25 protein-coding genes are annotated in these 25,955 nt (G+C 67.5%); 10 read left to right on the top strand and 15 right to left on the bottom strand.

Annotation, left to right across the window (positions count from 1 at the left end):
* Positions 1-9 precede the first annotated feature (9 nt).
* Genes AC3A6F_RS17095 through AC3A6F_RS17085 form a run of 3 tightly spaced genes read left to right on the top strand, consistent with a single transcriptional unit; the run spans position 10 to position 3,423 of the window.
* A complete protein-coding gene (locus tag AC3A6F_RS17095) occupies positions 10-1,188 on the top strand; it encodes a CaiB/BaiF CoA transferase family protein (RefSeq protein ID WP_487682774.1) in 1,179 nt (392 codons plus the stop codon).
* A gap of 22 nt (positions 1,189-1,210) precedes the next feature.
* Positions 1,211-2,584: an MmgE/PrpD family protein gene (locus tag AC3A6F_RS17090; protein WP_487682772.1), complete on the top strand. Its 1,374-nt coding sequence runs from the start codon at positions 1,211-1,213 to the stop codon at positions 2,582-2,584.
* Entirely contained in the window at positions 2,584-3,423 is an 840-nt protein-coding gene (locus tag AC3A6F_RS17085; protein ID WP_487682838.1) for an HpcH/HpaI aldolase/citrate lyase family protein, read from the top strand. Before AC3A6F_RS17090 ends, AC3A6F_RS17085 begins: the two co-directional genes overlap by 1 nt.
* Here AC3A6F_RS17085 and AC3A6F_RS17080 read toward each other — a convergent pair.
* Both AC3A6F_RS17080 and AC3A6F_RS17075 read right to left on the bottom strand, forming a co-directional pair.
* Complete coding sequence (locus tag AC3A6F_RS17080; RefSeq protein ID WP_487682770.1) at positions 3,410-4,459, bottom strand: DUF4214 domain-containing protein; 1,050 nt, start codon at positions 4,457-4,459, stop codon at positions 3,410-3,412. The two genes, AC3A6F_RS17085 and AC3A6F_RS17080, sit on opposite strands and share 14 nt — an antisense overlap.
* Positions 4,460-4,603: 144 nt before the next feature.
* Positions 4,604-5,014 (bottom strand): tellurite resistance TerB family protein, encoded by a 411-nt coding sequence (locus AC3A6F_RS17075; protein ID WP_487682768.1) that lies wholly within the window; start codon positions 5,012-5,014, stop codon positions 4,604-4,606.
* 108 nt (positions 5,015-5,122) lie between these two features.
* On the opposite strand from AC3A6F_RS17075, the gene AC3A6F_RS17070 reads away from it, so the two are divergent.
* Positions 5,123-6,025, top strand: coding sequence for a LysR family transcriptional regulator (locus tag AC3A6F_RS17070; RefSeq protein WP_487682766.1), 903 nt, complete (start codon positions 5,123-5,125; stop codon positions 6,023-6,025).
* Here the strand turns inward: AC3A6F_RS17070 and AC3A6F_RS17065 are convergent.
* Together AC3A6F_RS17065 and AC3A6F_RS17060 are read right to left on the bottom strand one after the other, a co-directional pair.
* Positions 6,022-6,309, bottom strand: coding sequence for a hypothetical protein (locus AC3A6F_RS17065; RefSeq protein WP_487682763.1), 288 nt, complete (start codon positions 6,307-6,309; stop codon positions 6,022-6,024). The two genes, AC3A6F_RS17070 and AC3A6F_RS17065, sit on opposite strands and share 4 nt — an antisense overlap.
* Positions 6,306-7,040, bottom strand: coding sequence for a S24 family peptidase (locus tag AC3A6F_RS17060; RefSeq protein WP_487682761.1), 735 nt, complete (start codon positions 7,038-7,040; stop codon positions 6,306-6,308). The genes AC3A6F_RS17065 and AC3A6F_RS17060 overlap by 4 nt, the downstream gene beginning before the upstream one ends.
* A 153-nt stretch (positions 7,041-7,193) precedes the next feature.
* Between AC3A6F_RS17060 and AC3A6F_RS17055 the strand changes: the two genes are divergently transcribed.
* The 6 genes from AC3A6F_RS17055 to AC3A6F_RS17030 all read left to right on the top strand — a co-directional run bounded on the left by AC3A6F_RS17055 (position 7,194) and on the right by AC3A6F_RS17030 (position 14,255).
* A complete protein-coding gene (locus AC3A6F_RS17055) occupies positions 7,194-7,391 on the top strand; it encodes a phage holin family protein (RefSeq protein WP_487682759.1) in 198 nt (65 codons plus the stop codon).
* Positions 7,392-7,454: 63 nt separating this feature from the next.
* The gene (locus AC3A6F_RS17050; RefSeq protein ID WP_487682757.1) at positions 7,455-7,808 is read left to right on the top strand and encodes a DUF5710 domain-containing protein; all 354 of its coding nucleotides are present in this window, start codon (positions 7,455-7,457) and stop codon (positions 7,806-7,808) included.
* A 75-nt stretch (positions 7,809-7,883) separates the two neighbouring features.
* Positions 7,884-8,843: an MBL fold metallo-hydrolase gene (locus AC3A6F_RS17045; protein ID WP_487682755.1), complete on the top strand. Its 960-nt coding sequence runs from the start codon at positions 7,884-7,886 to the stop codon at positions 8,841-8,843.
* Between the two features lie 316 nt (positions 8,844-9,159).
* On the top strand, positions 9,160-10,641 hold the full coding sequence (locus AC3A6F_RS17040; protein WP_487682754.1) for an energy transducer TonB: 1,482 nt from the start codon (positions 9,160-9,162) through the stop codon (positions 10,639-10,641).
* Between the two features lie 190 nt (positions 10,642-10,831).
* Positions 10,832-11,941 (top strand): polysaccharide biosynthesis/export family protein, encoded by a 1,110-nt coding sequence (locus AC3A6F_RS17035; RefSeq protein ID WP_487682752.1) that lies wholly within the window; start codon positions 10,832-10,834, stop codon positions 11,939-11,941.
* Between the two features lie 40 nt (positions 11,942-11,981).
* Entirely contained in the window at positions 11,982-14,255 is a 2,274-nt protein-coding gene (locus AC3A6F_RS17030; protein WP_487682750.1) for a polysaccharide biosynthesis tyrosine autokinase, read from the top strand.
* Between the two features lie 259 nt (positions 14,256-14,514).
* On the opposite strand, the gene AC3A6F_RS17025 is transcribed toward AC3A6F_RS17030, so the two are convergent.
* The 11 genes from AC3A6F_RS17025 to AC3A6F_RS16975 form a co-directional block, all read right to left on the bottom strand.
* Positions 14,515-15,714: an acyltransferase family protein gene (locus AC3A6F_RS17025; protein ID WP_487682748.1), complete on the bottom strand. Its 1,200-nt coding sequence runs from the start codon at positions 15,712-15,714 to the stop codon at positions 14,515-14,517.
* A 22-nt stretch (positions 15,715-15,736) separates the two neighbouring features.
* Positions 15,737-16,342 carry a phosphatase PAP2 family protein gene (locus tag AC3A6F_RS17020; RefSeq protein WP_487682746.1) on the bottom strand — a complete coding sequence of 202 codons (606 nt, stop codon included), beginning with the start codon at positions 16,340-16,342 and terminating at the stop codon, positions 15,737-15,739.
* Between the two features lie 22 nt (positions 16,343-16,364).
* Positions 16,365-16,955: a sugar transferase gene (locus tag AC3A6F_RS17015; protein ID WP_487682744.1), complete on the bottom strand. Its 591-nt coding sequence runs from the start codon at positions 16,953-16,955 to the stop codon at positions 16,365-16,367.
* Positions 16,952-18,169 (bottom strand): DegT/DnrJ/EryC1/StrS family aminotransferase, encoded by a 1,218-nt coding sequence (locus AC3A6F_RS17010; protein ID WP_487682742.1) that lies wholly within the window; start codon positions 18,167-18,169, stop codon positions 16,952-16,954. Before AC3A6F_RS17010 ends, AC3A6F_RS17015 begins: the two co-directional genes overlap by 4 nt.
* Positions 18,162-19,454, bottom strand: a complete 1,293-nt coding sequence (locus AC3A6F_RS17005; RefSeq protein ID WP_487682740.1) for a glycosyltransferase family 4 protein — start codon at positions 19,452-19,454, stop codon at positions 18,162-18,164. The genes AC3A6F_RS17010 and AC3A6F_RS17005 overlap by 8 nt, the downstream gene beginning before the upstream one ends.
* Before the next feature lie 38 nt (positions 19,455-19,492).
* Positions 19,493-20,275, bottom strand: coding sequence for a hypothetical protein (locus AC3A6F_RS17000; RefSeq protein WP_487682738.1), 783 nt, complete (start codon positions 20,273-20,275; stop codon positions 19,493-19,495).
* Positions 20,272-20,958, bottom strand: coding sequence for a hypothetical protein (locus AC3A6F_RS16995; RefSeq protein WP_487682736.1), 687 nt, complete (start codon positions 20,956-20,958; stop codon positions 20,272-20,274). The genes AC3A6F_RS17000 and AC3A6F_RS16995 overlap by 4 nt, the downstream gene beginning before the upstream one ends.
* 106 nt (positions 20,959-21,064) lie before the next feature.
* Positions 21,065-22,234, bottom strand: coding sequence for a glycosyltransferase (locus AC3A6F_RS16990; RefSeq protein ID WP_487682734.1), 1,170 nt, complete (start codon positions 22,232-22,234; stop codon positions 21,065-21,067).
* Positions 22,140-23,504 carry a hypothetical protein gene (locus AC3A6F_RS16985; protein WP_487682732.1) on the bottom strand — a complete coding sequence of 455 codons (1,365 nt, stop codon included), beginning with the start codon at positions 23,502-23,504 and terminating at the stop codon, positions 22,140-22,142. Before AC3A6F_RS16985 ends, AC3A6F_RS16990 begins: the two co-directional genes overlap by 95 nt.
* Positions 23,501-24,748 (bottom strand): lipopolysaccharide biosynthesis protein, encoded by a 1,248-nt coding sequence (locus AC3A6F_RS16980; RefSeq protein WP_487682730.1) that lies wholly within the window; start codon positions 24,746-24,748, stop codon positions 23,501-23,503. The genes AC3A6F_RS16985 and AC3A6F_RS16980 overlap by 4 nt, the downstream gene beginning before the upstream one ends.
* The gene (locus tag AC3A6F_RS16975) at positions 24,745-25,953 is read right to left on the bottom strand and encodes a DegT/DnrJ/EryC1/StrS family aminotransferase (RefSeq protein ID WP_487682728.1); all 1,209 of its coding nucleotides are present in this window, start codon (positions 25,951-25,953) and stop codon (positions 24,745-24,747) included. Before AC3A6F_RS16975 ends, AC3A6F_RS16980 begins: the two co-directional genes overlap by 4 nt.
* Positions 25,954-25,955 lie beyond the last annotated feature (2 nt).

Genomic DNA, 25,955 nt, shown 5'->3' with positions numbered 1-25,955 from the left:
AGATCGAACATGCGACCTCTCGATGGCATCACCGTCGTCACCCTGGAACACGCGATTGCCGCGCCGTTCTGCACCCGCCAGTTGGCCGACCTGGGCGCCCGCGTGATCAAGGTCGAGCGGCCCGGCGTGGGCGATTTCGCACGCGCCTACGACACGCGCGCGCGCGGCATGGCCTCGCATTTCGTCTGGACCAACCGCTCCAAGGAGAGCCTGACGCTGGACGTCAAGCACCGCCAGGCCGCGCCGATCCTCGAGGCCCTGCTGGCCGGGGCCGACGTGCTGGTGCAGAACCTGGCGCCGGGCGCGGCGGCGCGCCTCGGCCTGTCGTGGGAAGCCTTGAAGGAGCGCTTTCCGCGCCTGATCGTGTGCGATATCTCGGGCTATGGCGCCGATGGTCCCTACCGCGACAAGAAGGCCTACGACCTGCTGATCCAGAGCGAATCGGGCTTCCTGTCGATCACCGGCTCGCCCGACGAGCCGGCCAAGGCCGGCTGCTCGATCGCGGACATCGCGGCAGGCATGTACGCCTACACGAATATCCTGGCAGCCATGATCCGGCGCGGGCGCACGGGCGAGGGCGCCCACATCGACGTCTCCATGTTGGAGAGCATGGCCGAGTGGATGAACTATCCGCTGTACTACGCGATCGACGGCGCCACGCCGCCGCCGCGCGCCGGCGCCGCCCACGCCACCATCTATCCGTATGGGCCGTTCCCGGTCGGCGACGGCAAGACCGTCATGCTCGGGCTGCAGAACGAACGCGAATGGGAGCAGTTCTGCGCCAGGGTCTTGCGCCAGCCGGAACTGGCGACGGATGCGCGCTTCGCCTCGAATTCGGCGCGCACCGGGGCGCGCCAGGAACTGCGCGCCATCATCGTCGATGTCTTCGCGCAGCTGACGGCCGAGCAGGTGATCGCGCGCCTCGACGAGGCGCAGATCGCCAACGCCCACATGAACGAGATGCACGACCTCTGGCGGCACCCGCAACTGGCGGCGCGCGGCCGCTGGGTCGACGTCGGCATCCCGGGCGGCGCGATCCCGGCGCTGCTGCCGCCGGCGGTCCCGAACACCTGGCAGGCGCGCATGGATCCGGTGCCGGCGCTGGGCGAGCATACCGAGTCGATCCTGTCCGGGCTCGGCTACGCCAGCGCCGACATCGCCGCCCTGCGCGCCGAGCGCGCCATTTGAACGAAGGAATAAAAGGAAGAACATGAGCGACCACCCAAGCCAGGCGCTTGCCGCCTTTGCCGCGCAGCTGCACTATGAGGACATCCCGCCGGCCGTCATGGCGCGCGCCGAAGACCTGATGCTCGACTGGTTCGGATCGGCGCTGGCAGGCGGGAGCGGCCGGCCGGTCCAGTGCATCGAATCGTTCGCGCGCGCGATGGGGCCCGGCCCCGGCGGCGGCGCCGAAGTGCTGATCTCGCGCCGGACCACGACGCCGCTGTTCGCCGCAATGGTCAATGCCGCCTCCTCGCACTACGCCGAGCAGGACGACGTCCATAACGGGTCGGTATTCCACCCGGCCACCGTGGTGTTCCCGGCCGTGCTGGCCGTGGCCCAGGCCAATGGCGCCAGCGGACGCGAACTGATGACGGCGGCGGTGGCCGGCTACGAAGTCGGCATCCGCGTCGGCGAGTTCCTCGGCCGCTCGCACTACCGGACCTTCCATACCACCGGCACCGCCGGCACCGTCGCGGCGGCGGCCGCCGTCGGCCGCCTGCTGGGCCTGACGCCCGAGCGCATGCTGGATGCCTTCGGTTCGGCCGGCACGCAAGCGGCCGGACTGTGGGAGTTCCTGCGCGACGCCGCCGATTCGAAGCAGCTGCACACCGCCAAGGCCGCCAGCGACGGCCTGATGGCCGCCTACCTGGCGGCCGAGGGCTTCACCGGCGCGCGCCAGATCCTGGAAGGCAAGCAGGGTATGGCGGCCGGCATGTCGCGCGACGCCGATCCGGCGCGGCTCACCGATGGCCTGGGCACGCGCTGGGCGACGGCCGAAACCTCGTTCAAATTCCACGCCTCGTGCCGCCACACGCATCCGGCGGCCGACGCGTTGCTGCAGGTGGTGGTCGCCGAAGACCTGCGTCCCGAGCAGATCGCCGCCGTGACGGCCCACGTGCACCAGGGCGCGATCGACGTGCTCGGCCCTGTGGTCGATCCGCGCACGGTCCACCAGGCGAAATTCTCGATGGGGACGGTGCTGGGCCTGATCGTGCAGTTCCGCAGCGCGGGCCTGAACGAATTCGACGACGCCTATGACGACCCGCGCATCGCGGCCCTGCGCGAGAAGGTGACGATGGTGCTCGACGACGAGGTGGACGGCGCCTACCCGGCGCGCTGGATCGGCAAGGTGACGGTCACGACCACCGACGGACGGGTACTGAAGGCGCGGGTCGACGAACCGAAAGGCGACCCGGGAAATACCCTGAGCCGGCGCGAGCTGGAAGACAAGGCGCTGCGGCTGGCGCGCTTCGGCGCCGCCGCCAGCGACGACGAGATGCGCGCCGTGTTCGAGCGCATCTGGCACATCGGCCGCACGCCCGTCGTCGGCCATTTCCTTGCGCCAGGGGAGACGCGATGATGGCGTCGCCTCCGATGCCCCGTTCCTACCTGTTCGTGCCCGGCAACCGGCCGGAGCGCTTCGACAAGGCCTGCGCGACCGGCGCGGATGCCGTGATCGTCGACCTCGAGGACGCGGTGCCGTTCGCCGACAAGGCGGTCGCGCGCGACGCCGTCGCCGCCTGGCTGTCGGCAGAGAAACCGGTGCTGGTGCGCATCAACGGCGCCGACACCGAGTGGTTCGCCGACGACCTGGCCCTGTGCCGCATGCCCGGCGTGGCCGGCGTGGTGCTACCGAAGGCCGAGCAGGCCGGCGATATCGCGCGCCTGCGTGCGGCCGGTGCCATTGCGGTGCTGCCGCTGATCGAAAGCGCGACCGGGATCGACCACCTGCGTGCGATCGCCTCGGCGCGCGGCGTGCAGCGCCTGATGTTCGGCTCGATCGACTTCCAGCTCGACCTGGGGATCCCGGGCGAACGCGAAGAGCTGCTGTTCTTTCGTTCGCAACTGGTTCTGGCCTCGCGCCTGGCCGGGCTCGCGGCGCCGGTCGATGGCGTGAGCACCGCGCTCGACGATGCCGACCGGCTGGCCGACGACGCCCGGCATGCACGGCAGATGGGGTTCGGCGCCAAGCTGTGCATCCATCCGAAGCAGGTGGACGCCGTGAACCGCTGCTTTACGCCCGGCGCAGACGAGCTGGCGTGGGCCGGACGGGTACTGGAGGCGGCGGCGCGCGCCGACGGGGCCGCGGTCGCCCTGGACGGCAAGATGATCGACCGGCCCGGGATCCTGCGCGCGCAAGCCATCGTCGACGCCCATGCGCTGCGGGCTGGGCTGGCAGACCCCGTCAGCTCACGATGAATTCGTAACCGGCCTGCAGCGAGCCGATGACCTTGGCCTGGTTTTCCGGGCTTTCGCTGAAGCCCACCAGCATGTCGGCCACGGTGATCGCCTTGCTGTCCAGCGCCTCTTTCCAGTAGGCGAAGCCATCGGCGTCCGGCGCGCGGTCGAGTACGTTCGCATAGAGCACGGTGATCATGTCGGCATTGCTGGCTGCGGCGCCGACGAGTTTGCCGAACTCGGGCGAGTGGACGAAAGCATCCGCCACGGCATGCAGGCTCGCTCCGTCGCCCATCTTGCCGATCCAGTACCCGAGTCCCGCCTTGTCCGGCGTGCGGTCGAAGGCCGCCTGGTACAGGCGATAGGCCTCGGCCGGAAAGCCCGCGGTTTCGTAGGAAATGTAGTCGCCGCCTTCGAAGGACAGCCGCTCGACGTTGCGCAGGGTATCGACGCCGTCCAGGCCCAGCAGGTCAGCGACCGTGATCGTCCCGTTTTTGAGGCTGACCGTGTATTCGTCACGATAGCCTTCCAGCACGAAGGTGTCGATGCCGGCGCCGCCGTCCACGATGTCGTCCGAGCGGGTGCCATACAGCATGTCGTGGCCGCCGGTGCCGGCGATGGTGTTGGTTGGCAGGTACACCGGCACCCGGTCTTCGTAGACGTTCACGCTGGCATAGGTATCGTAGTAGCCCTGGCTCCACGCTGCGTCGATGTAGTACCAGCCCGTATAAGGAGCGACGAAGGCGGCGTAATCGTAGCCATAGGCGCCGCTGCCATCGTCGCTGGCGATCTCCCGGCCATCGTCGTCATGGATGCGCAGGTCGACGGGATCGAAGTAACTTCCGCTCTGGACCGTGTAGGCCATCCCCCTGGTGGCGTGGAAGACGAAGATGTCGTCCTGGCTGGCATACGGGTCATGGGTGCCGAACTGGGCGGTGCGGCCGTAGTACTGGCCCAGTTCCGGATCGTGTACCGGCCGCAGGTCGAGCCGCCAGGCCCAGTCCATCTCGGACGGCGTCAGGTTGTACCGGGAATCCTGGGGGGAGTAGTTCGACATGATGGACCTCGCGCAATGTGAGGTGTTTATTGTATGGCTGGGTTATTCCAGCAATATATTGAATTGGTGTCGCTTTGTAACGGCGGCGCCCAAATTGCAAGCATGTCTTTCAAGGTATGCATGCGAGGGCGCCGCCCCGTCCCATCAGTGCATGCTGCCGGCCTCGACGCCCGAGCCGGCCCAGGCATGCATCGCGCGGCGCAGCAGCCTGCGCTCGCGGTGGTCGATCAGGCTGTCGGCGCGTACGATCTCGAGCATGCCTTTCAGGACCGTGGCGCGGAGCAGCTCGTCCCGCACCTCGTCCAGCAGGCGGTCGATCGTCTCGGGCGCGATCTCGACCATGCCGGCGGTGCGATCGGCGCTGGTCGCCAGCAAGTCCTGGGTCAGTTCGCCCGCCGTGTCGTCGAAGGTGTCTTCGCTCACCCGCAGCGCTTCGAGCACGCCGCTGCGGTGCAGGCTTTTAAGTTCCTGCGGCGCGATGCGGCCGTCGACGATCATGGCCAGCGCCAGCAGGCGACACATGGCTTTCGGGCTGTTGGTGGGATAACTTCTCATTGCATTCCTCGCTTCTTCAAGAACTAAGAGTCATCAATATACGGCGCGGCCATTCGAAAGTAAAATCGAATAATCTTTCGAAATCATTCTGTTTTTTGGTGGTATTGCATGATCAATTACAAGCATCTCCAGTACTTTCATGCTGTGGCGAAAGTAGGCAGCGTGGCGCGCGCCGCGGAACAGCTGCACGTCTCGCCGCAGGCGATCAGTACCCAGTTGCAGGTGCTGGAAGACCAGCTTGGCGAGGAATTGCTGCGCAAGAAAGGGCGCGGGCTGGCCTTGACCGAAGCGGGCAAGACGGTGCTGCGCTATGCCGACCAGATCTTCAGCCTTGGCAACGAGCTGGAGCAGGCCGTGCGGCGCGGCGTGTTCACGGAAACGGAGACGCTACGCGTCGGCCTGTGCGACGTGATCGCCAAGACGATGGCCTTTCGCCTGCTGCAACCGGCGCGCGACGCCGGTCTGGCCATGCACCTGGTGTGCCGGGAAGGGCGCTTCGCCGACCTGATGGACGACCTGAGCGCGCACCGGCTCGATCTGCTGATCTCTGACCAGGGCCTGCCGCCCGGCGGCGCGGTGCGCGGCCACAGCCACCTGCTGGGATCGAGCACGGTGACCGTGGTCGCCCATCGCGATGTCTGCCGGCGCTGGGACGGGCCATTTCCGCAACGCCTGAAGGGCGCGCCCTTCCTGATGCCGGGAGAGGACGCAGCCCTGCACAGCCAGCTCAAGGCCTGGCTCGAAGCGCATGGACTGCGTCCGATCGTGGTGGGCGAATTCGACGACGGCGCCTTGCTCGGTTCCTTTGCCGGCGCAGGCGCCGGTTTCATGGTGGCGCCGACCGTGCTGGCGGAGTCGCTGTGCGTGCAGTATGGACTGGAGCAGGTGGGCGTGATCGATTCGATCGTCGAGCAGATCTATGCCGTGACGGTCGAGCGGCGCGTGCACCATCCGGCGCTGCAGCGCATCCTGGAGCGCGCCCCCAGCGCCTTCGGGCAGGTGACGCCCTAGAAGGGCAAGGTGCTATCGTCGGGCGGCGGCCCGTCGAGATCGATCTCTTGTTCGACCATGCGGGCAAGGTCGAGTTCCGGCAGCAGCGCGTGCGTATCGAACTGCGCATAGGCCAGCGTCGGATGCGCGCGGGGCGCCGCCAGCATGATCGGCAGGCGCGGGAACCAGGGGCCGAGCCGCGCCAGCAGGGCGTCGCCGGCGCCGGCCCGCAGGCAGTCGGGAGGGGCGAAGACGAGCGCCATCCGGATGCCGCGCACGGTGACGATGCCGCCGGTCAGTGTCAAATGCGGTCGCTTTCCTTGCGCACCACGCGCCCGATGACGATGCACTCGCCGCCCTGGCACAGCTTGCGGTGGTATTTGCGGCCGTCGACGTTGTCCGAGGTCAGCCACCACTGGCCGGCGTCGCGCGCCAGGCGCTTGACCACGGCCTCGCCCTCGTAGTTGAAGGCGTACACGGCGCCGTCGACCAGCTTGGTGTCGAGCGTGTTGATGACCACGATGTCGCCCGCGTACAACGAGGGCTCCATGCTCTCGCCCTTGACGTAGATGGCGATCAGGTGCGACGGACTGTATTGGTTGCGTTCGAGCCAGGTGCGGCGCATGCCGAGCGTGCCGCCGTCGCGCCTTTCCGGCTCGGTCTGGTAGCCGGTGATGCCGGCCGACAGCCGCAGCTTGACCATCGGGATCTGCACGAAACCATCGTCGTCGCCTTCGGCCGCCACCACCCGCAGGGCGTTCGTCACGCCGCCAGGGGGCGCGTCGTTCGCCGGCGCGCCCGACATCGACGCCAGGATGTCGGGCGGCAGGCTGCGGCCGGTGACGCGCGAAATGGCGAGCAGCTGCTTCAGGTTCGGGCTGTGCTTTTCGTTCTCCCAGTGCGAGATGTTGGCTTTGGTATTGCCGCGCTCGGTGCCGAGCTCGAGCGCCAGCCGCGCACCGAGCGCCGTGCCGGACAGGCCTGCGGCGGTGCGCGCTTCTCTCACCCAGCCGGCAATCGTCGTTTGAAGATCCATGTCGCCATGGTATAGGAAAACTATACAAAAGAGTATAGTTTTTATTTACTGATGTGGTATAGTTTTCCTATACTTTCATCAACCGCATTGAGCTGGGTCAGGGGACGGTACGGCCGTCGTTGCGCCGACTCATGGCGAAGCAGGGGAGACACAATGATCATTGACACATACCTGCGCCTTGTCGGCGCCGACCTGGCGACCTCGCTGACGCTGTCCGACCTCGGGATCCTCGTCGGCATCCTCACCGGCCTGCTGGGAGCGCTCGTCAACCTGGTATACACCTGGCGCAAGGACCGCCGCGAGCAGCGCGAGAGCGATGCGGCGTGGGCCAGGCGCAAGAACGGAGAATGAACCGGGGCCGGCCCCTGTAGAATAGCGCTCTGCATTGATATCGATACCGGAGCATCTACGTCCATGGTTTTCCTCACCGTCCCTTACGCCGAGAAGGACGCCGCCAAGGCGCTCGGCGCCCGCTGGAACCCGACCCGGAAACGCTGGTACGTGCCGGATGGCATTGCCACAGAACCGTTCGCCAAGTGGATTGACGGCGCGCCCGGCGCCGAGGCTCCGTCTGCGAAGCTTGGCCGGGTCGACAGCTACCAGGGCAAGACCGTGATCGGCCTGAACTACGTCGAACTGGCGCACGACTGCGATCCGATGCAGGCCTGCCCAAGCTGCGCGGCGCAGCTGGCCGGCACGCCCTGGGCCCAGGCGCAAGCCGGATTGCGGGCGCTGGTCGGCGCGATGCCGGGTACTGCGAACAAGTGAACGGCGCCACGCGGGCCTTCGTGCTAGCGTGAAGGTCGGCGGGCCAGGTGGTTCGCAGCCACCCGGAGACCTTCCATGCGCTTGACCCGCCTGTTGTGCGCCGCCATCCTCCTGACCGGACTGTCCGGCTTCGCTGCCGGCGTTCACGCCCAGACCCAGGGGCCGCCGACCCGGCAGCCGGGCCAGGTCAGCAGCTTGCAGCTTCCAGCCGGGGAGGGCGCGATCGATGCGGCGCAGGGCAGCGTGCAGTTCATCGGCACGGCGACCGTGCTGATCCGCTACCAGGGCTTCACCATCCTGACCGACCCGAATTTCCTGCACAAGGGCGATCACGTGCACCTTGGCTATGGCCTGACCTCCGAGCGCAAGACGAATCCGGCGATCGCTTTCGACGATCTCCCACCCATCGACTTGGTGGTGCTGTCGCATTTTCACGGCGACCACTTCGACCAGCTGGTACAGAAGCGCCTGAACCGCGCGGTGCCCATCGTCAGCACCCGCCAGGCCGCGGCCAGTCTCGCAAAACTGGGATTCACCCGCGTGACGGGACTCGGTCCGTGGGACCGGCTGGAGGTGTCGAAGGGCGAGGCGCGGCTGCGGGTCACGGCCACGCCGGGCCGCCACGGACCGGCCGGCGTGGCCGCGCTGCTGCCCAAGGTGATGGGTTCGGTGCTGGATTTCGGGGCCGATCCGGCGGCGCCGGACTACCGCATGTACATCAGCGGCGATACGCTCGTGATCGACGACATCAAGACCGTGCCGGAACGCTTTCCAGGCATCGACCTGGCCTTGCTGCACCTGGGCGGGACGCGTATCCTGGGCGTGGTGAAGGTCACCATGGACGGCAAGGACGGCGTGCGAATGATGCAGGTGGTGCGTCCGAAAAAGACCATCCCGATCCACTATAACGACTATGACGTCTTCAAGTCGCCGCTCGAGGACTTCGCGCGCGAGGTGAAGGCCGCCGGACTCGAACAGGAAGTGGTGTACCTGGCGCATGGCGAGACCTATACGTTCATGAGGACGAAGCGCTGAGCATGAGCTCGTTCGCCAGTGGGCGGATTTGAATCGTGCGCGCTCGCCTTACTGCTGAGTAAACGCTAAGATGCCAGCTTGACAATGTTGCTCAAGCGATGACATGACCAAAGCGACCGCTGGCAGGCGCGGATACGACCAGGCACGCAGCGACCGGCGCCTGGGCGTGGGCATTGCCATTTCGGTCTTGCTGCACGGCCTGTTGCTGTCGCTGCAGTTCGGTATGCCCGGCCTCGACCTTGGCGGAGGGGGACCGATCGACGTCACCCTGGCGCCGCCACCGGCGGCGCCGCTGGTGGCCGCCCCGACTCTGCCATTGCCTGCCCCCCCATTGCCTGACACGCCGGCGCCGCCACCGGCCCCCGCGCCGACGCGCGGCCTGCGCCTGGTCGATCCGCCGCCAGCGCCGCCGATCGTCCAGGCCGAGGCGCGGCCACCGGCCCAGGCCCGGCGCCCGAAGCGTCCCAAACCGCCCACGCCGAAGCGCAAGCTGCGCGAGGTGCCGCCTCCGGTCATCGTCGCCGCGCCGGATCCGGATTCGGAATTCACGGTTCCTTTGCCCTTGCCGGACGTCGTACCTGAACCGGTGCAGGAGGCGCCGGCACTGGCCGATGCGGTCGCGGACGAAGCGCCGGCGGAACCGGACGAGGTTGCGGACACCGGCCCGGACCTCGTCGCGCAACAGGCCGAGGAAGAACGCCAGCGCTTGTTAGCTGCGGAACAGGAACTCGAGCAACTGGTCCGGGCAGAGCGTGAGGCCGCCGAGCGCATGGCGCAGGAACGCGTCGAACGGGAGCGGCTGGAACGGGAACGGCGTGAGCAGGAACGGCTCGTAGCGGAAGACGAGGCCCGGATCGCGCAGCTGCGCGAAGCCGAGCGGCTGCAGGTCCAGGAACAGGCCGCGCGCGAGCAGGCCGAGCAAGCGCTGCGCCAGGCGCAGATCCAGGAGCGAGAACGCGCCGAACGGCAACATCTGGAAGCGCAGCGTCTCGCGCAGGAGGCGCTCGAGCGCCAGCGCATCGAGGAACTCGCGCAACGGCAACTGGCGGAGGAGCGCGCACGCCAGTTGGCGCAGCAGCAGGCGGAAGAGCAGGCGAGACGACAGGCGCAACAGCAGGCGCAACAACAAGCGGAACAACAGGCGCGCGCCGAGGCCGAACGCCTGGCGCGTCAGCAGGCGGACGAAGCCGCGCGCCAGGCCGCGGCGCAGCGCATGCAGGCACAGGCGCCCGGACCCGGCGCGGGCGCGGCGGCGATGGACTCCATGCCCGTCGGTCCGGGCCAGGGCGCGGGGCGGGGCGCCGGCAGCGGCGCTGGAAGCCAGCCCGGCTCCGGATCGCTGGCCGGCTTGCCCGGCAACCGTGCGCGCGAGTTGCTGCGCGGCGTGACCATCCCCAACGTGAATGCACCCGCCACGCCGGCCGAGCGGGCCATGGGCGGGCGCCGGGTGCTGGCCGACGGCGGCGAGCGCGACGCGCCGCTGCGCCTGTATGTCGACAGCGTGCGCCAGAAGCTGGAGCGCAACGCGGTGCTGGGCGGCGCGCGCCTGTCGCTGCAGGACGTGCGCATCGATCCCCTGGTCAGCGTGTCGCTGCGCAGCGACGGCAGCATCGAGGACGTCACCATCATCCGCTCGAGCGGGCGGGCCGACATGGACGATGCGGTGCGCCGCTTCGTGCGCCTGAACGCCCGCTATTCGGCGTTTCCCCCGAATGTCGCCGCACAATTCGACATCATCGAGATCCGCCGCATCTGGCGCTTCGCCGACGGACTCAAGCTGATCGAAGAGATGCGCTGAGGACCTGACGCCGCCGTTCGCCATTTGATGCGCTGCAAAGCCAAGCCCGATGGACGCCGTACCCTGAACTGAATCGTTCATCTACAGCGACTATTTTTGATAGGCAACAATCATGGTTTGGTTTCGTTCAGTTGCAATAAGGGATTTGCCGTGGGCTTTACCGTGTCGATCGCTGTCGCTTCGCGCGCCGGTGTCGTCGTTCACCGTCGCCCTGATGCTCGCGCTATGCCTCGCCCTGTCGGCCTGCGCGACCGGCATCGGCTTTCGCGAAGCGGCGCGTTCGGACGGTCCCGGCGCTGCCTCGGCGCCCACCACCGAGCTGATTACCGAAACCCTGATCGAGACGGAGCGCGCGGCGCAGGCCAGCGTCGCACGGCAAGACCTGTCGCCCCTGTTCGTGTCCCCGCCGCCGCCGTATACGATCGGACGCGGCGACATCCTGTCGATCGTGGTCTGGGACCATCCGGAGCTGGCCGCCGGCGGCATGACCATGGCCACCTCGGCCGCCGACAGCGGCGTCGTCCAGCCGAACGCCACGCCGCCGGGCTTCGCGGTCGACCACCAGGGCCGCATCCAGTTCCCCCTGATCGGCCTGCTCAGTATCGACGGCAAGACCGAGGAAGAAGCGCGCGCCCTGCTCACCGGCAAGCTCGCGCGCTACATCGCCAACCCGAACGTCACCTTGCGCGTGCAGGCCTACCGCAGTCGCCGCGTCTATGTCGATGGCGAAGTGCGCACGCCCGGCCTGCAGGCGATCGACGACATCCCGATGACGCTGGTCGAGGCGCTCAACCGCGCCGGCGGCATGCAGCCGGGCGCCGACCAGAGCCGCATCGTGATCGAGCGCGGCGACGAGCGCTACCACGTCAACCTGCGCGAGCTGGTGCAGAAGGGCGTCAATCCGGGCACCATCCTGCTGGCGCATGGCGACGTCGTGCGCGTGCATTCGCGCGACGAGAGCAAAGTGTTCGTCTCGGGCGAGGTGATCTCGCCGAAGGCGCTCACCATGCACAACGGCCGGCTCACGCTCAACGAAGCGCTGGGTGAGACGGGCGGCATCAGTCCCCTGAGCGGCGACGCGCGCCAGGTGTACGTGGTGCGCAAGGCGCCGGACCGCACCCGCGTGTTCCGGCTCGACGCGCGCGACTCCGGCGCGCTGGCGATGGCCGAGACCTTCGAGCTGCGGCCCAAGGACGTCGTGTACGTCGCGGCCTCGCCGCTGGCGAACTGGAACCGCCACCTGAGCCTGCTGTTCCCGGGCGCGCTGACGAATGCCGTAGGCGTCACGAATCGTCCCTGAGCAGCGCCACACTGCCTGAGCTGTCCCGAGGAGTCCCGCCATGACCAGCCCGCACGAGGCGCATTCGCTCAAACAAGTCTCGCACAGCCCGCCGGTGCTGTCGGTGCCGTTCGACCCACGCCCGCCCGATCCCTTGCCCGAAGAATCCACGGTCGACCTGAAGGGCTATCTCAACACCCTGTACGACAGTCGCTGGCTGATCGGCAGCATCACGGCGATCATCACGATCGTCGCCGTGCTGTATGCGCTGGTGGCCAACCCGGTCTATGAAGCGAACCTGATGATCCACGTCGAGGAAGAAAGTCCGAACGCCTCGAAGAATATCCTGAGCGAGGCCTCGTCGCTGTTCGAGACCAAGAAGGCGGCGATCGCCGAGATGGAGTTGCTGCGCTCGCGCATGGTGGTCTCGCGCGCGGTCGACAACCTGCAGCTGTACGTCGAGGTGCAGCCGAAATACTTCCCGGTGCTGGGCTCGTGGTTCGCCAACCAGAACGGCGGCGCGCTGTCCAAGCCCGGGCTGTTCGGCTATGGCGGCTTCGTATGGGGCGGCGAGCGCGCGGCGGTGTCGGTGTTCGAGGTCCCCGACAACTGGCTCAACCGCGAATTCGTGATCACCACGCGCGCCAACAACCGCTATCGCTTTTCCGGCGGCGGCCAGCGCATCGCCTTCGATGCCAGCGTCGGCCAGCGCTACCGGGTGCAGACGCCGGACGGGCTGGTCGAAATCAAGGTCGACCGCCTGGTCGCCAATCCCGGCGCGCGCTTCAAGATCAAGCGCAAGTCGCGCTTGGGCACGATCCAGGGCATCCAGCGCTCCATGGTCATCACGGAGCAGGGCAAGCAGTCGGGCGTGATCGAGGTCAAGATGCAGGGCCAGGACGCCGACCGCATCAACAGCCTGCTGAGCGAGATCGGCCGTGAATACATGCGCCAGAACCTGGCGCGCAAGACCGAGGAAGCCGAGAAGTCGCTGGCTTTCCTGAACCAGCAATTACCGATCCTGAAGCGTCAGCTGGAGCAGTCCGAAGACCGCTATAACCAGTTCCGCAATGCCCATGGCACGGTCGACCTGCGCGAAGAAGCGCGCATGAGCCTGGCGCAGGCGGCGGCCGCGCGGGCGCGGCGCATGGAGCTGATGCAGAAAAAGACCGAATTGCTGGCCCGCTTTACCGAAGACCATCCGGTCGTCGCCGCCGTCAACCGCCAGCGGCGCGAGGTCGATGCCGAGATCGAAGCGATCGCGGCCCGCATCCGCACCTTGCCGGTGATGGAGCAGGACGAGGCGCGCCTGACCCGCGACATCAAGGTCAATACCGACCTCTATACGGCGCTGTCGAACACGGCCCAGCAGCTGCGCCTGATCTCGGTCGGTCGGGTCAGCAATGTGCGCCTGGTCGATGCGCCGATCGAGCCCGAGCGGCCGATCAAGCCGAACCGGCCGTTGATCGTGGCGCTGGCGGTGGTCACCGGGCTATTCCTCGGCACACTACTCGCCTTCACCCGCAAGACCATGCGCGGCGGGATCGACGATCCGGCCAAGATCGAGCGGCTGTTGCGGGCGCGGGTGGTGTATGCCTCGATTCCGCACAGCGGCAACGAGGACAAGCTCATGCGCAAGGTCAAGCCGGATGGTGGATTGCCGCTGCTGGCCCAGATCCTGCCCGAGGACCCTGCCGTCGAGAGCCTGCGCAGCTTCCGCGCCGCCTTGCGCTTTTCCATGCCGCACTTCAAGAACAATGTGGTCATGATCGCCGGACCCACGCGCGGGCTGGGCAAATCCTTCGTGACCGCCAATTTCGCTGCGGTGATGGCAGCCAGCGGCATGCGGGTGCTGCTGATCGACGCCGACCTGCGCAACGGGCACCTGCACCGCTATTTCGGCGTCGATCGCTCGCGCGGCCTGTCGCGTGCCATCGCGGGCGCCATGCCGGTCGACGAGGTCATCCACCGGAGCGTGCTGGATAACCTGGATTTCATTCCGACCGGAGAGTTGCCGAACAACCGCTCGGAGTTCCTGCTGCAACTGAACCTCGGTAATCTGCTCGAGCTGGTCAGTGGGCGCTACGACCTGGTGCTGCTCGACCCGCCGCCATTGCTGGCGGTGGCCGATGCGCTCATCATCGGCGCCCATGCCGGCGCCGTGTTCATCGTGGCCCGCTCGGGCGTGACAACCGAGAACCACATCAACGAGTCGATCAAGCGCCTCAACCACGCCGGCATTTCGCCGCGCGGGGTGCTGTTCAACGATATGGCGCTGCGGCTTGGCGAGCACCGCTCGCAGTACGGGACGGCGCAACTGGGGTACGCCGCCTGAGGGAAGGGCGGCCGGCGTTCCGGCCGCCCTGATGTGCTTGCGCCGTTCCTTGTGCCTGCGTCTGCCTGCGGCTCCGCCGCAGCTCTTCGCGCACTGCACCTGGCGCGCTGCATCAAAAGCACTGCATCAAAAGCCCTGCATCAAAAGCCCTGCATTCAATCCATCATATGGCGCGTCCGGCCAGCGCGTAGTCCGCCTTGCGACTGCGCTGGCCAGCGAGCGTACCGGCCAGCACACTCACCGACCGGCATCGCCCCACTCAATCCGGCGACAGGACCGACACGGTGGGCCGGTTGCTGCGTGGCGCGAGCAGCCAGTCCTTGACTGCCCGGCGGATGCGGAAGGTATTGCGCTCGAACGCCAGGTAGAACACATAGGCGATGCCGATCAGGCCCAGAAGCAGCGCGCCGTACCAGAGGTAGTCGGGCGTCACGAAGGGATCTAGCTGTTCGCGTCCGAATGTCTTGCCGCCAATGTGGATCGCCAGGAAGATCAGCGGCAGGTGGGTGACGTACAGGGTAAACGAGAACTCCGAGAAGAAGGTGGCGATGCCGTTGATGCGCAGGAAGCGCGGCGCGGAAGGATCGACCGGCTGGTGCAGCGAGGACAGCAGCAGCAGCAGGGGAACGCTGCAGATCATGTCTTGCACGAAGGATTCCGGCACCAGTTCGTTATTGCTGCCGGTCAGCCGGTAATAGCTGAACAAGCCCATCGTCAGCAGGCCCAGCACCACGCGCAAGCCGTTCCCGCAATGCAGCTCGATGCGCGAGAATGCCGCCCCGAGCAGCCACAGCATGAAGTACATCGAGATCATCTTCGGCAGCACGATCACCAGCACCACGAAGGCGGCCGCGCAGGCGAGGCGCTTGAAGCGGCCATGGCCGAACAGCACCAGGGCCAGCAGCGGGAACTGCACGTAATACCAGGTCTCGTAGGTCAGGCTCCATAAAGCGTAGTTGCCGCCAAAATTCGGGACGAGGAAGGTCTGCAGGCCGAGCAGGTTGCCGACGAAGCTCGCGGCCGAGTAGTTGTTCGACGGCGATACATCGATCGCCCCGGGCTGGGCCACGCCGATGGCCAGGCCGACCAGGAGGATCAGCAACAGGGTCGGCAGCAGGACAGTCCACAGCCGGGTGACGCGGTCGATCGCGTAGTTGGCCAGGGCGCGCGGCTGGTGCAGGCGGTTCAGCAGGCTGCCGCCGACGAGCCAGCCGCTGATCAGGAAGAACACCACCACCGCCTGGTGGGCGAAACCGGTTACGAAGGCGAACACCTGGTAAGCCAGCGTCGGGTCTTCCAGCGAGCGCAGGCCGGGATAGATTTCGGAGCGCAGGTGGCCGGCGGCGACCTCGAGCGCGGCGACGCCGCGCAGCAGCGAGAGTGCCAGCGATTGCAGCGGATGGTCGTGCAGGTTGGATTGGGCGCGACAGCGGATCGTGGGAAGCGATAGGGACGGCATGGTGTAGCTCCTTTCTGCAGTGTTAGCAGGCATCCCAGGGATAGGGATGGCTGTTGCCCGACAGCGCGAGGGCCACCAGGATCATCCAGTAGCCGACGTGCGCGAATTCCATCAGCCAGGCGCCGACCGCGAGTACCGGCAGCGACCACCAGATCGCCGGCAGCAGCCGGGCCCGCTCCAGGTCGTCCGACCAGGCTGCGCCGAGCAGGCTGGCGGCGGCGCCCAGCAGCCAGCCGCTGAACGCCTCTGCGGCCGTGTGCTCGCCCGTTGCGACCAGCAGCGCCGCGACGGCCAGGCCCAGCAGCAGGCCGAGCGCCAGGCCCACCCGCGCCGCGACCTGGCCCTCGCCTTCGACTTGGCGCAACAGCAGCACCCAGGCCGCGAACGGATAGAGCGCGCTGACCAGTGTCGCGTGGCCGCTGATCGCCTTGAACTCGAGCATGGAGAAATCGGTGCCCCAGCCCAGGTGCGCGATCTTGCTGCCGCCGACCAGCACCACTGCCGCGCCGAAACCCGCGCCCCAGCGCAGCGCCGTGCGCCAGGCCCCGGCGGCCAGTAGCCAGGCCGCGAGCGCCGCTCCCAGCGGCAGCGCGACATCGAGGTCACCCAGGTGCAGCACGCGCAGCATCGCCCGATCTTCCACTTGTTGCTTAGCGAACGATCGCGGCCAGCGTGCGCAGGATGATCTTCACGTCGATCCAGAAGGTCCGTTCGCGCACGTAGCGCACGTAGTAGTGCAGCTTGGCCGGCAGCACGGTGTCGATATAGGCGCGTTCCGGGTCGCCCGCGCGCGCCAGCACCGCGTTCTCGTCCTTGTAGAGGATCGAGGCCCAGTCGGTGATGCCGGGCGCGACCGACAGCACGATGCGGCGCAGCGGCTCGGGATAGTGGGCCACGTAGCGCGGCACTTCAGGCCGCGGTCCCACCAGGCTCATGCTCCCATTGACGACGTTGAACAGCTGCGGAAGCTCATCCAGCTTGTAGCGCCTCAGCACGGCGCCGGCGTGGGTGATGCGCGGGTCGGCGCCGACCGTGAGCTCGGGACCGCCGTTCAGTCTCTGGTGCATGGTGCGGAATTTATAGATCGTAAACAAGGTTGCACCGCGCCCGACGCGCTGCTGGCGGTACAGCACGGGCCCCGGCGAATCCCATTTGATCCACAAGGCGATCGCGAGCAGCAAGGGCGACAGCAGCAGCAATCCCGCCAGCGACGCCGCCAGGTCGAACAGGCGCTTGCTCATGACAGCAGGTCGTGCAGCGCCGCGATCACCCGCTCCTGGTCGGCGTCGCCCATGCGGGTGTACAGCGGCAGCGTCAGCATCGCCCCGAAGGCGGCCTCGGCGACCGGGAAGTGGGCGGCGCGCAGGTTGTAGCTGTCGCGCCAGTAGGGCTGGCGGTGCAGCGGGATGAAGTGCACGCTGGTGCCGATACCGCGTTCGGCAAGCCTCGCGATCAGTGCGTCGCGCCCACCGTGCGCCGTCCCTGCGTTGCGCGCGCTGTCCAAGCCATCAGGCGCCGTATGCTCCAGGCGCACCACGTACAGGTGCCACGCGTGGGTCGAGCCGGACCCCGTCTCCGGGCGCGCCGGCAGGATCAGGGGCAGGCCGGCCAACGCCGCATCGTAGCGTGCGGCCAGTGCGCTGCGGCGCTGTTGAAAGCGGTCGATCTTGCGCAGCTGCTCGATGCCGATCGCGGACGCGATATCGGTCAGGTTGTACTTGAAGCCGGCGGCAACCACCTCGTAGTACCAGGACGGCGTGCGCGCCGTGTAGCGGTCGAAGGCGTCGCGGCTGATGCCATGCAGGCGCATGCAGCGGATCCGTTCGGCCAGCCGCGGGTCGCGCGTGACGACCATGCCGCCCTCGCCGGTGGTCATGGTTTTGTTGGCATAGAAGCTGAACACGGTCACGTCGCTGTCGAGCGTGCCCACCAGCCGGCCATGGTGGCGCGTGGGGAATGCATGGGCGGCGTCCTCGATCACGCGCAGGCCGTGGCGCCGCGCGAGACGGCCGATGGCGTCCATGTCGGCCGCCATCCCGGCGAAGTGCACGGGGACGATCGCGCGCGTGCGCGGCGTGATCGCGGCGGCCACCGCGGCCGGGTCCAGGTTGAGGGTGTGCGGGTCGGCATCGACGAACACCGGCCGGGCGCCGAGGTAGCGCACGACTTCGGCGCTGGCGGTGAAGGTCAGGGTCGGTACGATGACTTCATCGTTCGGGCCGACCCCGGCCGCCTCCAGCGCCAGGTGCAGGCCGGCGGTGGCGGAGTTGACGGCGATCGCCTCGACCTCGCCGCCGAGGTAGTCGCGAAAGGCGGATTCGAAGCGCCGCGTGACGGGGCCGGTGGTGACCCAGCCGGAGCGCAGGCAGGCTTCGACCGCGCGGATCTCTTCTTCGCCGATGTCGGGCAGGGCGAAGGGCAAAAAGGTGTCTGCGGGCAGCATCTGGTCAGGCATGGCGGGTCTCCTGTGCGAGTACGGCAAGGAAGCGTCGGGCCAGGACTGGATAGCTCAGGTGCTCGAGCACGTGGCGGCGGCCGCGCTCGCCCAGCGCCCGGCGCGTGCGTGGGTCGAGCGCCATCAGGCGCGCCAGCCCCTCGGCCAGGGCGGACGGATCGTCGGGCGCCACGCTGACGCCGCAGCCGGTTTCCGCCACCGGATCGTTGCCGGCCTCGACCGCATGCAGGACCGGACAACCCGCCATCATGTAGTCGAGCAGCTTGTTGGGCGCGATGCCGAAGCGGTACAGCGGCTGGCGCCGCCACCCGAGGAAGGCGATGTCGAAGCGCGCCAGCAAGGCCGGGATGGCGCGCTTCGGGACCGGATCGACGAAGTGGACGTGGTCGAGCCCGAGCGCGCGCGCCTGGCGCCGCAGCCGCTCCTTTTCGGGGCCGTCGCCGACCAGTATGAAGGCGAATGGCCGCTGGCGCAGCAGGTGGGCGGCGTCGAGCAGGGTGTCGAGCGCATTGGCCAGGCCGTGGCTGCCGGCATAGCCGACGATCGTCCGGCCTTCGGCGTGCAGCCTGTCGAGGCGGGCAAGCAGGGGGGCGGCTGACGGCAATGCGTCCAGGCCGCTGCATGACCCATCCGCGTGGGGTAGCGGCGTGCCGGCGGCCGGCCATTCGTCCGGGTCGACGCCGTTCGGGATCAGGTGCAGCTTGTGCGGCGCCATGCCGCGCGCCTCCAGGTGTTCGCGTACCTGGGGCAGGATCGAGACGATGGCGTCGGCGTGGCGGCAGGCGTGGTTCTCGGCCGCCTGCAGCAGCATGATGAAGGGGTGACGGCGCGAATGGCCGCCCAGTTCCATCGGCGACAGCGGCCACAGGTCATGCACCTCGTGCAGCAGGCGCGCTCCCGCCAGACGGGCGATCCGGTGGGCCGGCCAGATGTCGAGCGGATAGGTGCTGGAGGCGATCACGGCTTGCGGCGCGAAGGTCTGCGCCAGGCGCGGGGCTTCGCGCCACAGGCGCGCCACGAAGGCCAGCATATTGCGCACGCGGCCGGCGCCATTGCCGGCATAGGCGGGGGTGCGCAGCCAGGTGTAGTGGATGCCGTCGATGTCCTCGACAACGCGGTCGCGGCCGGCCATGGTGGGACCCTGGCGCCGCAGGTGCGACTGCGAGGCGGCCACGATGTGCACCCGGTGCCCGGCCCGTACCCATTCGCGCGCCAGGTAATAGGGGCGGTACTCCATGCCGTGGTGAACCGAGCCGGCGTAGTGGTTGATGAGAAGGATGTTCATATCAGATGCGTCATATCAGATGCGTCATATCTGATGCGTCATATGCGCCACGCCATTTCCTCGACCAGGCGCCGCCAGTTGCAGCGGGTGTTCTCGATCCAGTTGGTTTCCCATTGCACCGGGTGGGTGAGCATGCAGATGCGTTCGTAGTGGCCGAGGGCGCCGAAGGGCGACATCGGTGTGTAGTAGACGGGATGCTTGCGGTCGCTGATGTACAGGTCGAAGCCGCGCAGCAATTCGGCGTCGTAGGATTCGCATTCGATGCCGCAGCGGGTGCGCAGCGCGCGGTCGCGCAGCAGCTCGTGGTTGATCACGTTCAGGCGGCGGTTGGCGAAGTCGCCATGGCTTGCCACAGTGGCCAGCGGCGCGCCCAGGCGCGACGCGATCTGGCCGATATTGCGTGCGAACAGTTCGCGAATTTCGGGAAAGCGCAGACGCAGCTCGTCGCCCTTGCGGATGCGGTGGCGCTTGGCGAAATCGGCGACCTCTTCGTAGTGGTAGCTGGCTTCGCTGCCGGCCGCTTCGATTTCGCGCATGAAGCCATAGTCGAGGGTGCAGAGGCGAAAGTAATAGCTGGCCCGGACGCCGTGCCGGGCCTCGAGCGCGAACATCTTCTTTGCCGTGCGCAGATCGCTGTCGATGTCGTGGCGGTGCACCAGCGTCTTGCGCGGCGTGTCCTGGCGGTTCAGGTTGCGGAAGAAGCTGCGCACCGATACCTGTGCGTAACCGGCGTCGTTCGCCGCCTGCAGCAGGGATGCATATTCGCCGAGGCGGCTGGGCATCAGGTAGTCGGCATACACCCGGTTGAGGAAAGTCTTCATTGCAGACAATACTGCGCTCGGTAGGGCTGGAAACCCAGGATGGTCTTGAAGGTCTTGAGGCCGGGCTGGGCGCCGAGGAAGGTGTCGTACATGACGTAGCGCACCTGCTGTTCGTCGATCAGGCGGCTGATGGTTTCCACCAGCAGCAGGTGCATGATGCCGTCGTTATTGCGAAATCCCAGCATTTGCGAAAAGGCGGCGAAATTGCCATAGATGGCGAGGCTCGCATAGGCGACCAGTTTTCCTTGTGGATCGAGAATACCGTGATGGCGGAAATGCGGCAGCGTGTCGAATGCCTCGCGTTTCTCGGTATATTTGCGGTCCATCGGGCGGCCTTGCCGCGTATCGAGCGAGGTATTGATGGCGTGGATGTCGTCGATATAATCGTTGCGGTCGATGTCGACGAAACGGTAGCCGCGCCGGCGCGCCCGTTTGGCGTGATAGCCGCCGTGGTTCTTCGCCTTGATCTGCTCCTCGTAGGCATGGCGGTCGGCGAAGCGCGACAGGTCGATCAGCGCCGCGCCGACGGTCTTGGCGCGAATGAGGCGAAAGCGCGGATGCGGCCGGGTGAAGGCGCGGTAGGTCGTGCGGATATCCTCCGGATCGATGTGCTCGTGAAAACAGAGTTTCGCCACCGGCAAATTAATGGCTTGAATAAATGTGTTGTAGTGTTGCAAGAACATATTCTCACCTCTAAGTCTGCTTTACACGATAAGGTGGATCGCCGTGCGATTCCTTGAACCCGCTTAAACGAAGGGCGCTGGCGCGGCATGAATTTATTTCTGTTTGCTAGGTCAGCGCCAGGCGGTGGGCCAATGGATGCCGGGTCAGGTCATCATAAAATCGCACCAGTTTCTGCGCCTCGTTTCTCCAGTTATAGGTCTGCTCGACAGCACGCCGGCCATTGGCGCCCATGCGCCTGGCCAGTTGCGGATCTTGCGCCAGGCGGTCGATGGCGGCGGCGATGGCCGCCGGATCTCGCGGGTCGACGCACAGGCCGCAATCGCTGGCCTCGACGATGGCGCGCCAGCGCGGGAAATCCGACGCGATCACGGGAATGCCGGCCGCCATGTATTCGAACATCTTGACCGGCAGCGCATCGCGGTAGCTCGCGGTCGGCAGCAAGGTGACCAGGCCGGCGAACGCGTTTTCCATGACCCGGCCCACGCCGGCGCGGTCGAGGTGGCCGAGCGCGCGGATGCGGGCCCAGCCCGGCAGCAGCGCCACCTCGCGCGCGAGCGCCGGATCGCCGAAGCTGCCGGCCAGGGCCAGCCGGACCGGGGTGCGCAGCAGGGCGCAGGCATGCACCATTTCGCGGATGCCGCGGATCGCCGAGATGCTGCCGACGTAGCAGATTTCGGTGCGCGCGTCCCAGCTGCGTTCGGGCGCGAATTCCTCTGGCAGCGGATAGTTGGCGACGTCGATCGTCTGCGCATTGCAGCGCGCGAGCCGCTCGCGGATATGCGGCGTGGCGGCCAGCAGGCCGTCGAGGCGCTTGCAGGCGTAGCGTTCATAGCGCGCGTACAGGCCTGCCACCAGGTGTGCGACGCCAGGCGCCAGATAGGGTTTGTCGAGCAGCTGGGTCGGCACGTCTTCGTGGGCATCGAAGACGACGCGCATGCCGGCGCGCTGCAGGCGCAGGCCGGCCGGCAATAGCTCCGGGTCGTGCAACTGGTAGGCGTCGGCATCGAAGGCCAGCGCGCGCGCGGCGACCCGGCGCGTGGTCCACAGCATGCGGTCCAAACGCTCCACGAGGGCGTTTTGACGCTGCCCCGACGGCTCGCCCGTGTGTTTTCCGGCGTCGACGATCCAGACGCCGTCGCGCAGCTCGTCGCCGAGGCCGTCGGCCACGACCAGGATCACCTCATGACCGTGGCTGGCCAGCGTGCGACATTGCTTGATGAAGATCCTGGTGTCGTAGCGCGGATGCGCCGAGGTCAGGTGAACGATGCGCGGCATGTTTCCTCTCGTAGGCATAGCGGCTGCAGGCGCCGAGGGTGGCGCTGAGCAGCATGTCAGTGAAGTAATGGGACGTCAGCAGCAACAGGACGGTGACGCAGGCGAAGGCGAAGGCCAGCAGGAACAGCGGGCGCCGGCGTGCGGCGAAGTAGTCGTGGAAGAACATCGGCGTGATCGGGACGATGGCGAGCGCCGCTACGTAGAGCATGCCGAACAGGCCGAGGTCGACCCAGGCCGACAGCACGTTGTGCGAGTAATGGCCGGGCTTGTAGCTGCCATAGTCGCCCAGGATGGGGTGGGCGGCGATCGATTGCACCGCATGCACGGTCAACTGCTGGCGCTTGTTGGCCGAGGTCGAGTGCGACAGGTCGAACAGTTCGAGGATGCGGTTCGAGGGCAGGGACGCCAGGATCTGGTCGAGGTAGAGGCCGACGGTGGCGGCGATGCACACGCCAGCCAGCACGAAGTACAGCTTGTGGCGCGAATAATAGAATTCGATCAGGGGAATCGCGAACAGCAGGGCCACGAACTCGCTGCGCGCGGTGTTGACGAACAGCGTGGCCGCGCCCAGCGCATGCAAGGTCAGGCGCAGCGGCAGCCTGCGCGTGAACGTGGCCACCGCCAGATAAGTAAACAGGTAGGAACGCGAGAAACCCTGGTAGGTGGCGAGCGCATTGGTGTCCTTGGCGATGCCGAGCGCGCCGAGGTAGAACACACCGTCGACCGAATACGAGAATACGATGGTCGACATCGCTGCCAGGCTGAGCAGGCCGACGACGCGAAAGCGCCGGCTGGCGAAGTCGATGAAGCAGAACTGGATGTAGACCAGCACCATGAACAGGATGGCGAGCATGTGGTAGACCACGATGGCGCGGTTGGCGCCGGCCGCCGCATTGACCACCACCACGCCCACGAAATACGCGAAGAAAACGCCGTAGTGGATGTCGACCAGGGTCAGGCGGCGGGTGTCGCGCCGCATGCGGGCAAGGTAAACCAGGCACATCGGGCAGGCAAAGGCCAGCGCCACCGGGCCGAAGTAACCGCCCAGGAAGGCGCCGGTGGTGCCGGTGCCGAGCAGGGTGTGGTAGAAGAAGAAGCCCGGGAACAGCATGAAGAAGCAGGCGATCATCAGCCATTGCTCGCGCCGGGCGCGCGCTGCGCCGCGGGGCTGGGTGGGGCCGCCCTGCAGCGCCAACTGCCAGATATCGGGTGCGGCGCCTGCATTCAGGGCCGGAGGCGGAGCTGGATGCGTCGTGGACAAGGTATTCATGCGGTGGCCAGCCCGTTGCGCGAGCAGTTCCAGGACATGTGCAGGTAGACCAGGTAGAGGCAGGAATAGCCGATCACGTACCACAGCACGTTGTCGTGCACGCTGCCCGGCAGCAGGAAGGCGCCGAGGGTGGTGGCGAACAGCGTGACCTGCCACAGCAGGTCGGCCTTCTGGCGGCCGGCCACGAAGAACACATAGCTCAGCGGACTGGCGACGAAGTTCAGCAGGAACAGCGGCGCCATCAGCTGGGCCAGTTCGCCCGCCTCGCGCCAGGAGGCGCCGAACACCGTGGCGAACAGGGTCGGGGCGAAGGCCATCAGCAGCAGCGCCGGACCGATGCCCAGCACCAGCAGCGCCTTGAAGGTGTGGAGGTAGGTGCGGCTGCAATTGCCGTGCTCGCGGAACTCGAGCACCGATTCGCGCTTGAAGACTTCGAGCACCGAGGCGGCCAGCAGCGACACCGGCGCCGACAGAACGCGCTGGGTCAGCGCATACAGGCCGGCGGCCAGCACGCCGTGGCGCATCCCGATCAGGAATAGCGGCAACTGGCTGACGGCGCCATTGAGCAGGTTCGACGGCAGCGAATAGCGCCAGAAGGCCTGGTGGCGCCGCAGGTAGGCGCGCTGGTCGGGATCGGGTAGCCAGGCGACCGGCGCGCGCGGTGGACGCAGCAGGCGCCGCGCATACAGGTAGCCGGCCAGCAGGCCGCACAGGTGGCCGGCGATCAGGCCGGACCCGCCAAGGCCGGCATGCAGCAGCGTGAGCTGGGTGAAGACGATGACGGCGGCCGCCACCACCTTGGCGCGCGCCGCCTTGCCGAAGGCATTGTGCGAAGTGGCGTAGGCGAGCGTGGTCTGCATGCAGGCGATCAGCCAGGCGCCGGCGCCGATCGTGAGCAGGGCCGCCCATGGCAGGTGCAGGGCCGGTTCGAAGCCGGCCAGCCGCGCCGCGGTGGCAATCAGGGTCAGCAGCAATGCGGCGATGGTGGCGCTGTAGAACACGACCCGGAAGCAGGTGCGCTGGTGCTGTTGTTCGTGGTCGAGGATCATCGCCGCCTCCATGCGCAGGGTGGCGCCGATCGCCGACAGCGCGATCACGCCGAGCCAGACGCTGTAGGCGCCCAGCTCTTGCGGCGTGCACATGCGCGTCAGCAGCGGCGCCGCCAGCAGCGGCAGGGCCTGTGCGCCGAGGGCGCCACCGAGGACGGTGGCGACGTGGCGCCAGAATGGCGGCAAATGCCTCATGAAGTGGTGGCGGGAGTGGCGGCGACCGAGGCGACCGAGGCGACGGAGGTGGCCGACGCAGGCGCTACCTCGTCTGGCGTCACCTCGTCCGGCGTCACTGCGGGCATCGCGTTGCGCGACTGGCGACAGGCGTCGAGCAAGGCCCTGGCCACCCGCTGCGCGCTGGCACTGTCGAGGAACGGCCCCATCGGCAAGCTGAGGACGCGCCGGGCCAGTCCTTCGGCCACCGGATAGGTGTCCGGCGCCAGATGGGCATAGGCGGCCTGGCGGTGGATCGGCACCGGGTAGTGGACGGCGGTCGGGATGCCGGCGGCGGCAAGCTGCCCGCGCACCCGCTCGCGGTCGTCGACCAGCACCGTGTACTGGGCATGGACGCTGCTGCGGTCGCTGCGCACGGCGAGGACGGGAATCTGGTGGCGCAGCAAGGCGTCGTACTCGGCCGCGGCGCGCTGGCGCTGCTCGACTTCCCATTCGAAGCGCTCGAGCTTGGCCAGCACCACGGCGCACTGCAGGGTGTCCATGCGTCCACCCACGCCCAGCCTGGTGTGCACGTAGCGGTGCGACTGGCCGTGGACGCGGATCTCGCGCATGGCCTGGGCCAGGGCGTCGTCGTCGGTGAACAGGGCGCCGCCGTCGCCATAGCAGCCCAGCGGCTTGCTGGGAAAGAAGCTGGTGCAGCCGATCGTGGACAGGTGGCAGCTCTGGCGGCCGCGGTAGGTGGCGCCGAAGCTCTGGGCGGCGTCCTCGATGACGGCGATGCCATAGGGTTCGGCGATGGCGCTGATGGCGTCCATGTCGGCCGGCTGGCCGTACAGCGAGACCGGAAGGATGGCGCGCGTGCGCGGCGTGATGCGCTCGGCGATCAGGCGCGCGTCGATATTGCCGGTGGCGGCTTCGACGTCGGCGAACACCGGGGTGGCGCCCACCAGCATCACGGCTTCGGCCGCGGCGATGAAGGAGAACGGGGTGGTGATCACCTCGTCGCCGGCCTTGATGCCGAGCGCCATCATGGCGATGATGAGCGCCTCGGTGCCGGACGACACGGTGATGCAGTGGCGCGCCCCGGTGCGGGCCGCCAGGCGCGCCTCGAGCTCGGCCACCTCGGGGCCGAGGATGTACTGGCCGTGGTCGAGGACGGCCTGGATGCGGCCGTTGATCAGCGCGCGCGAGGCGAGATATTGCGATTTGAGGTCGATGAAGTCCATGG

It is taken from the genome of Massilia sp. Soil_C_3 (assembly GCF_057657035.1).
The sequence above is the reverse complement of the archived record's forward strand: the minus strand, read 5'-3'. Positions and strand labels throughout refer to the sequence as shown.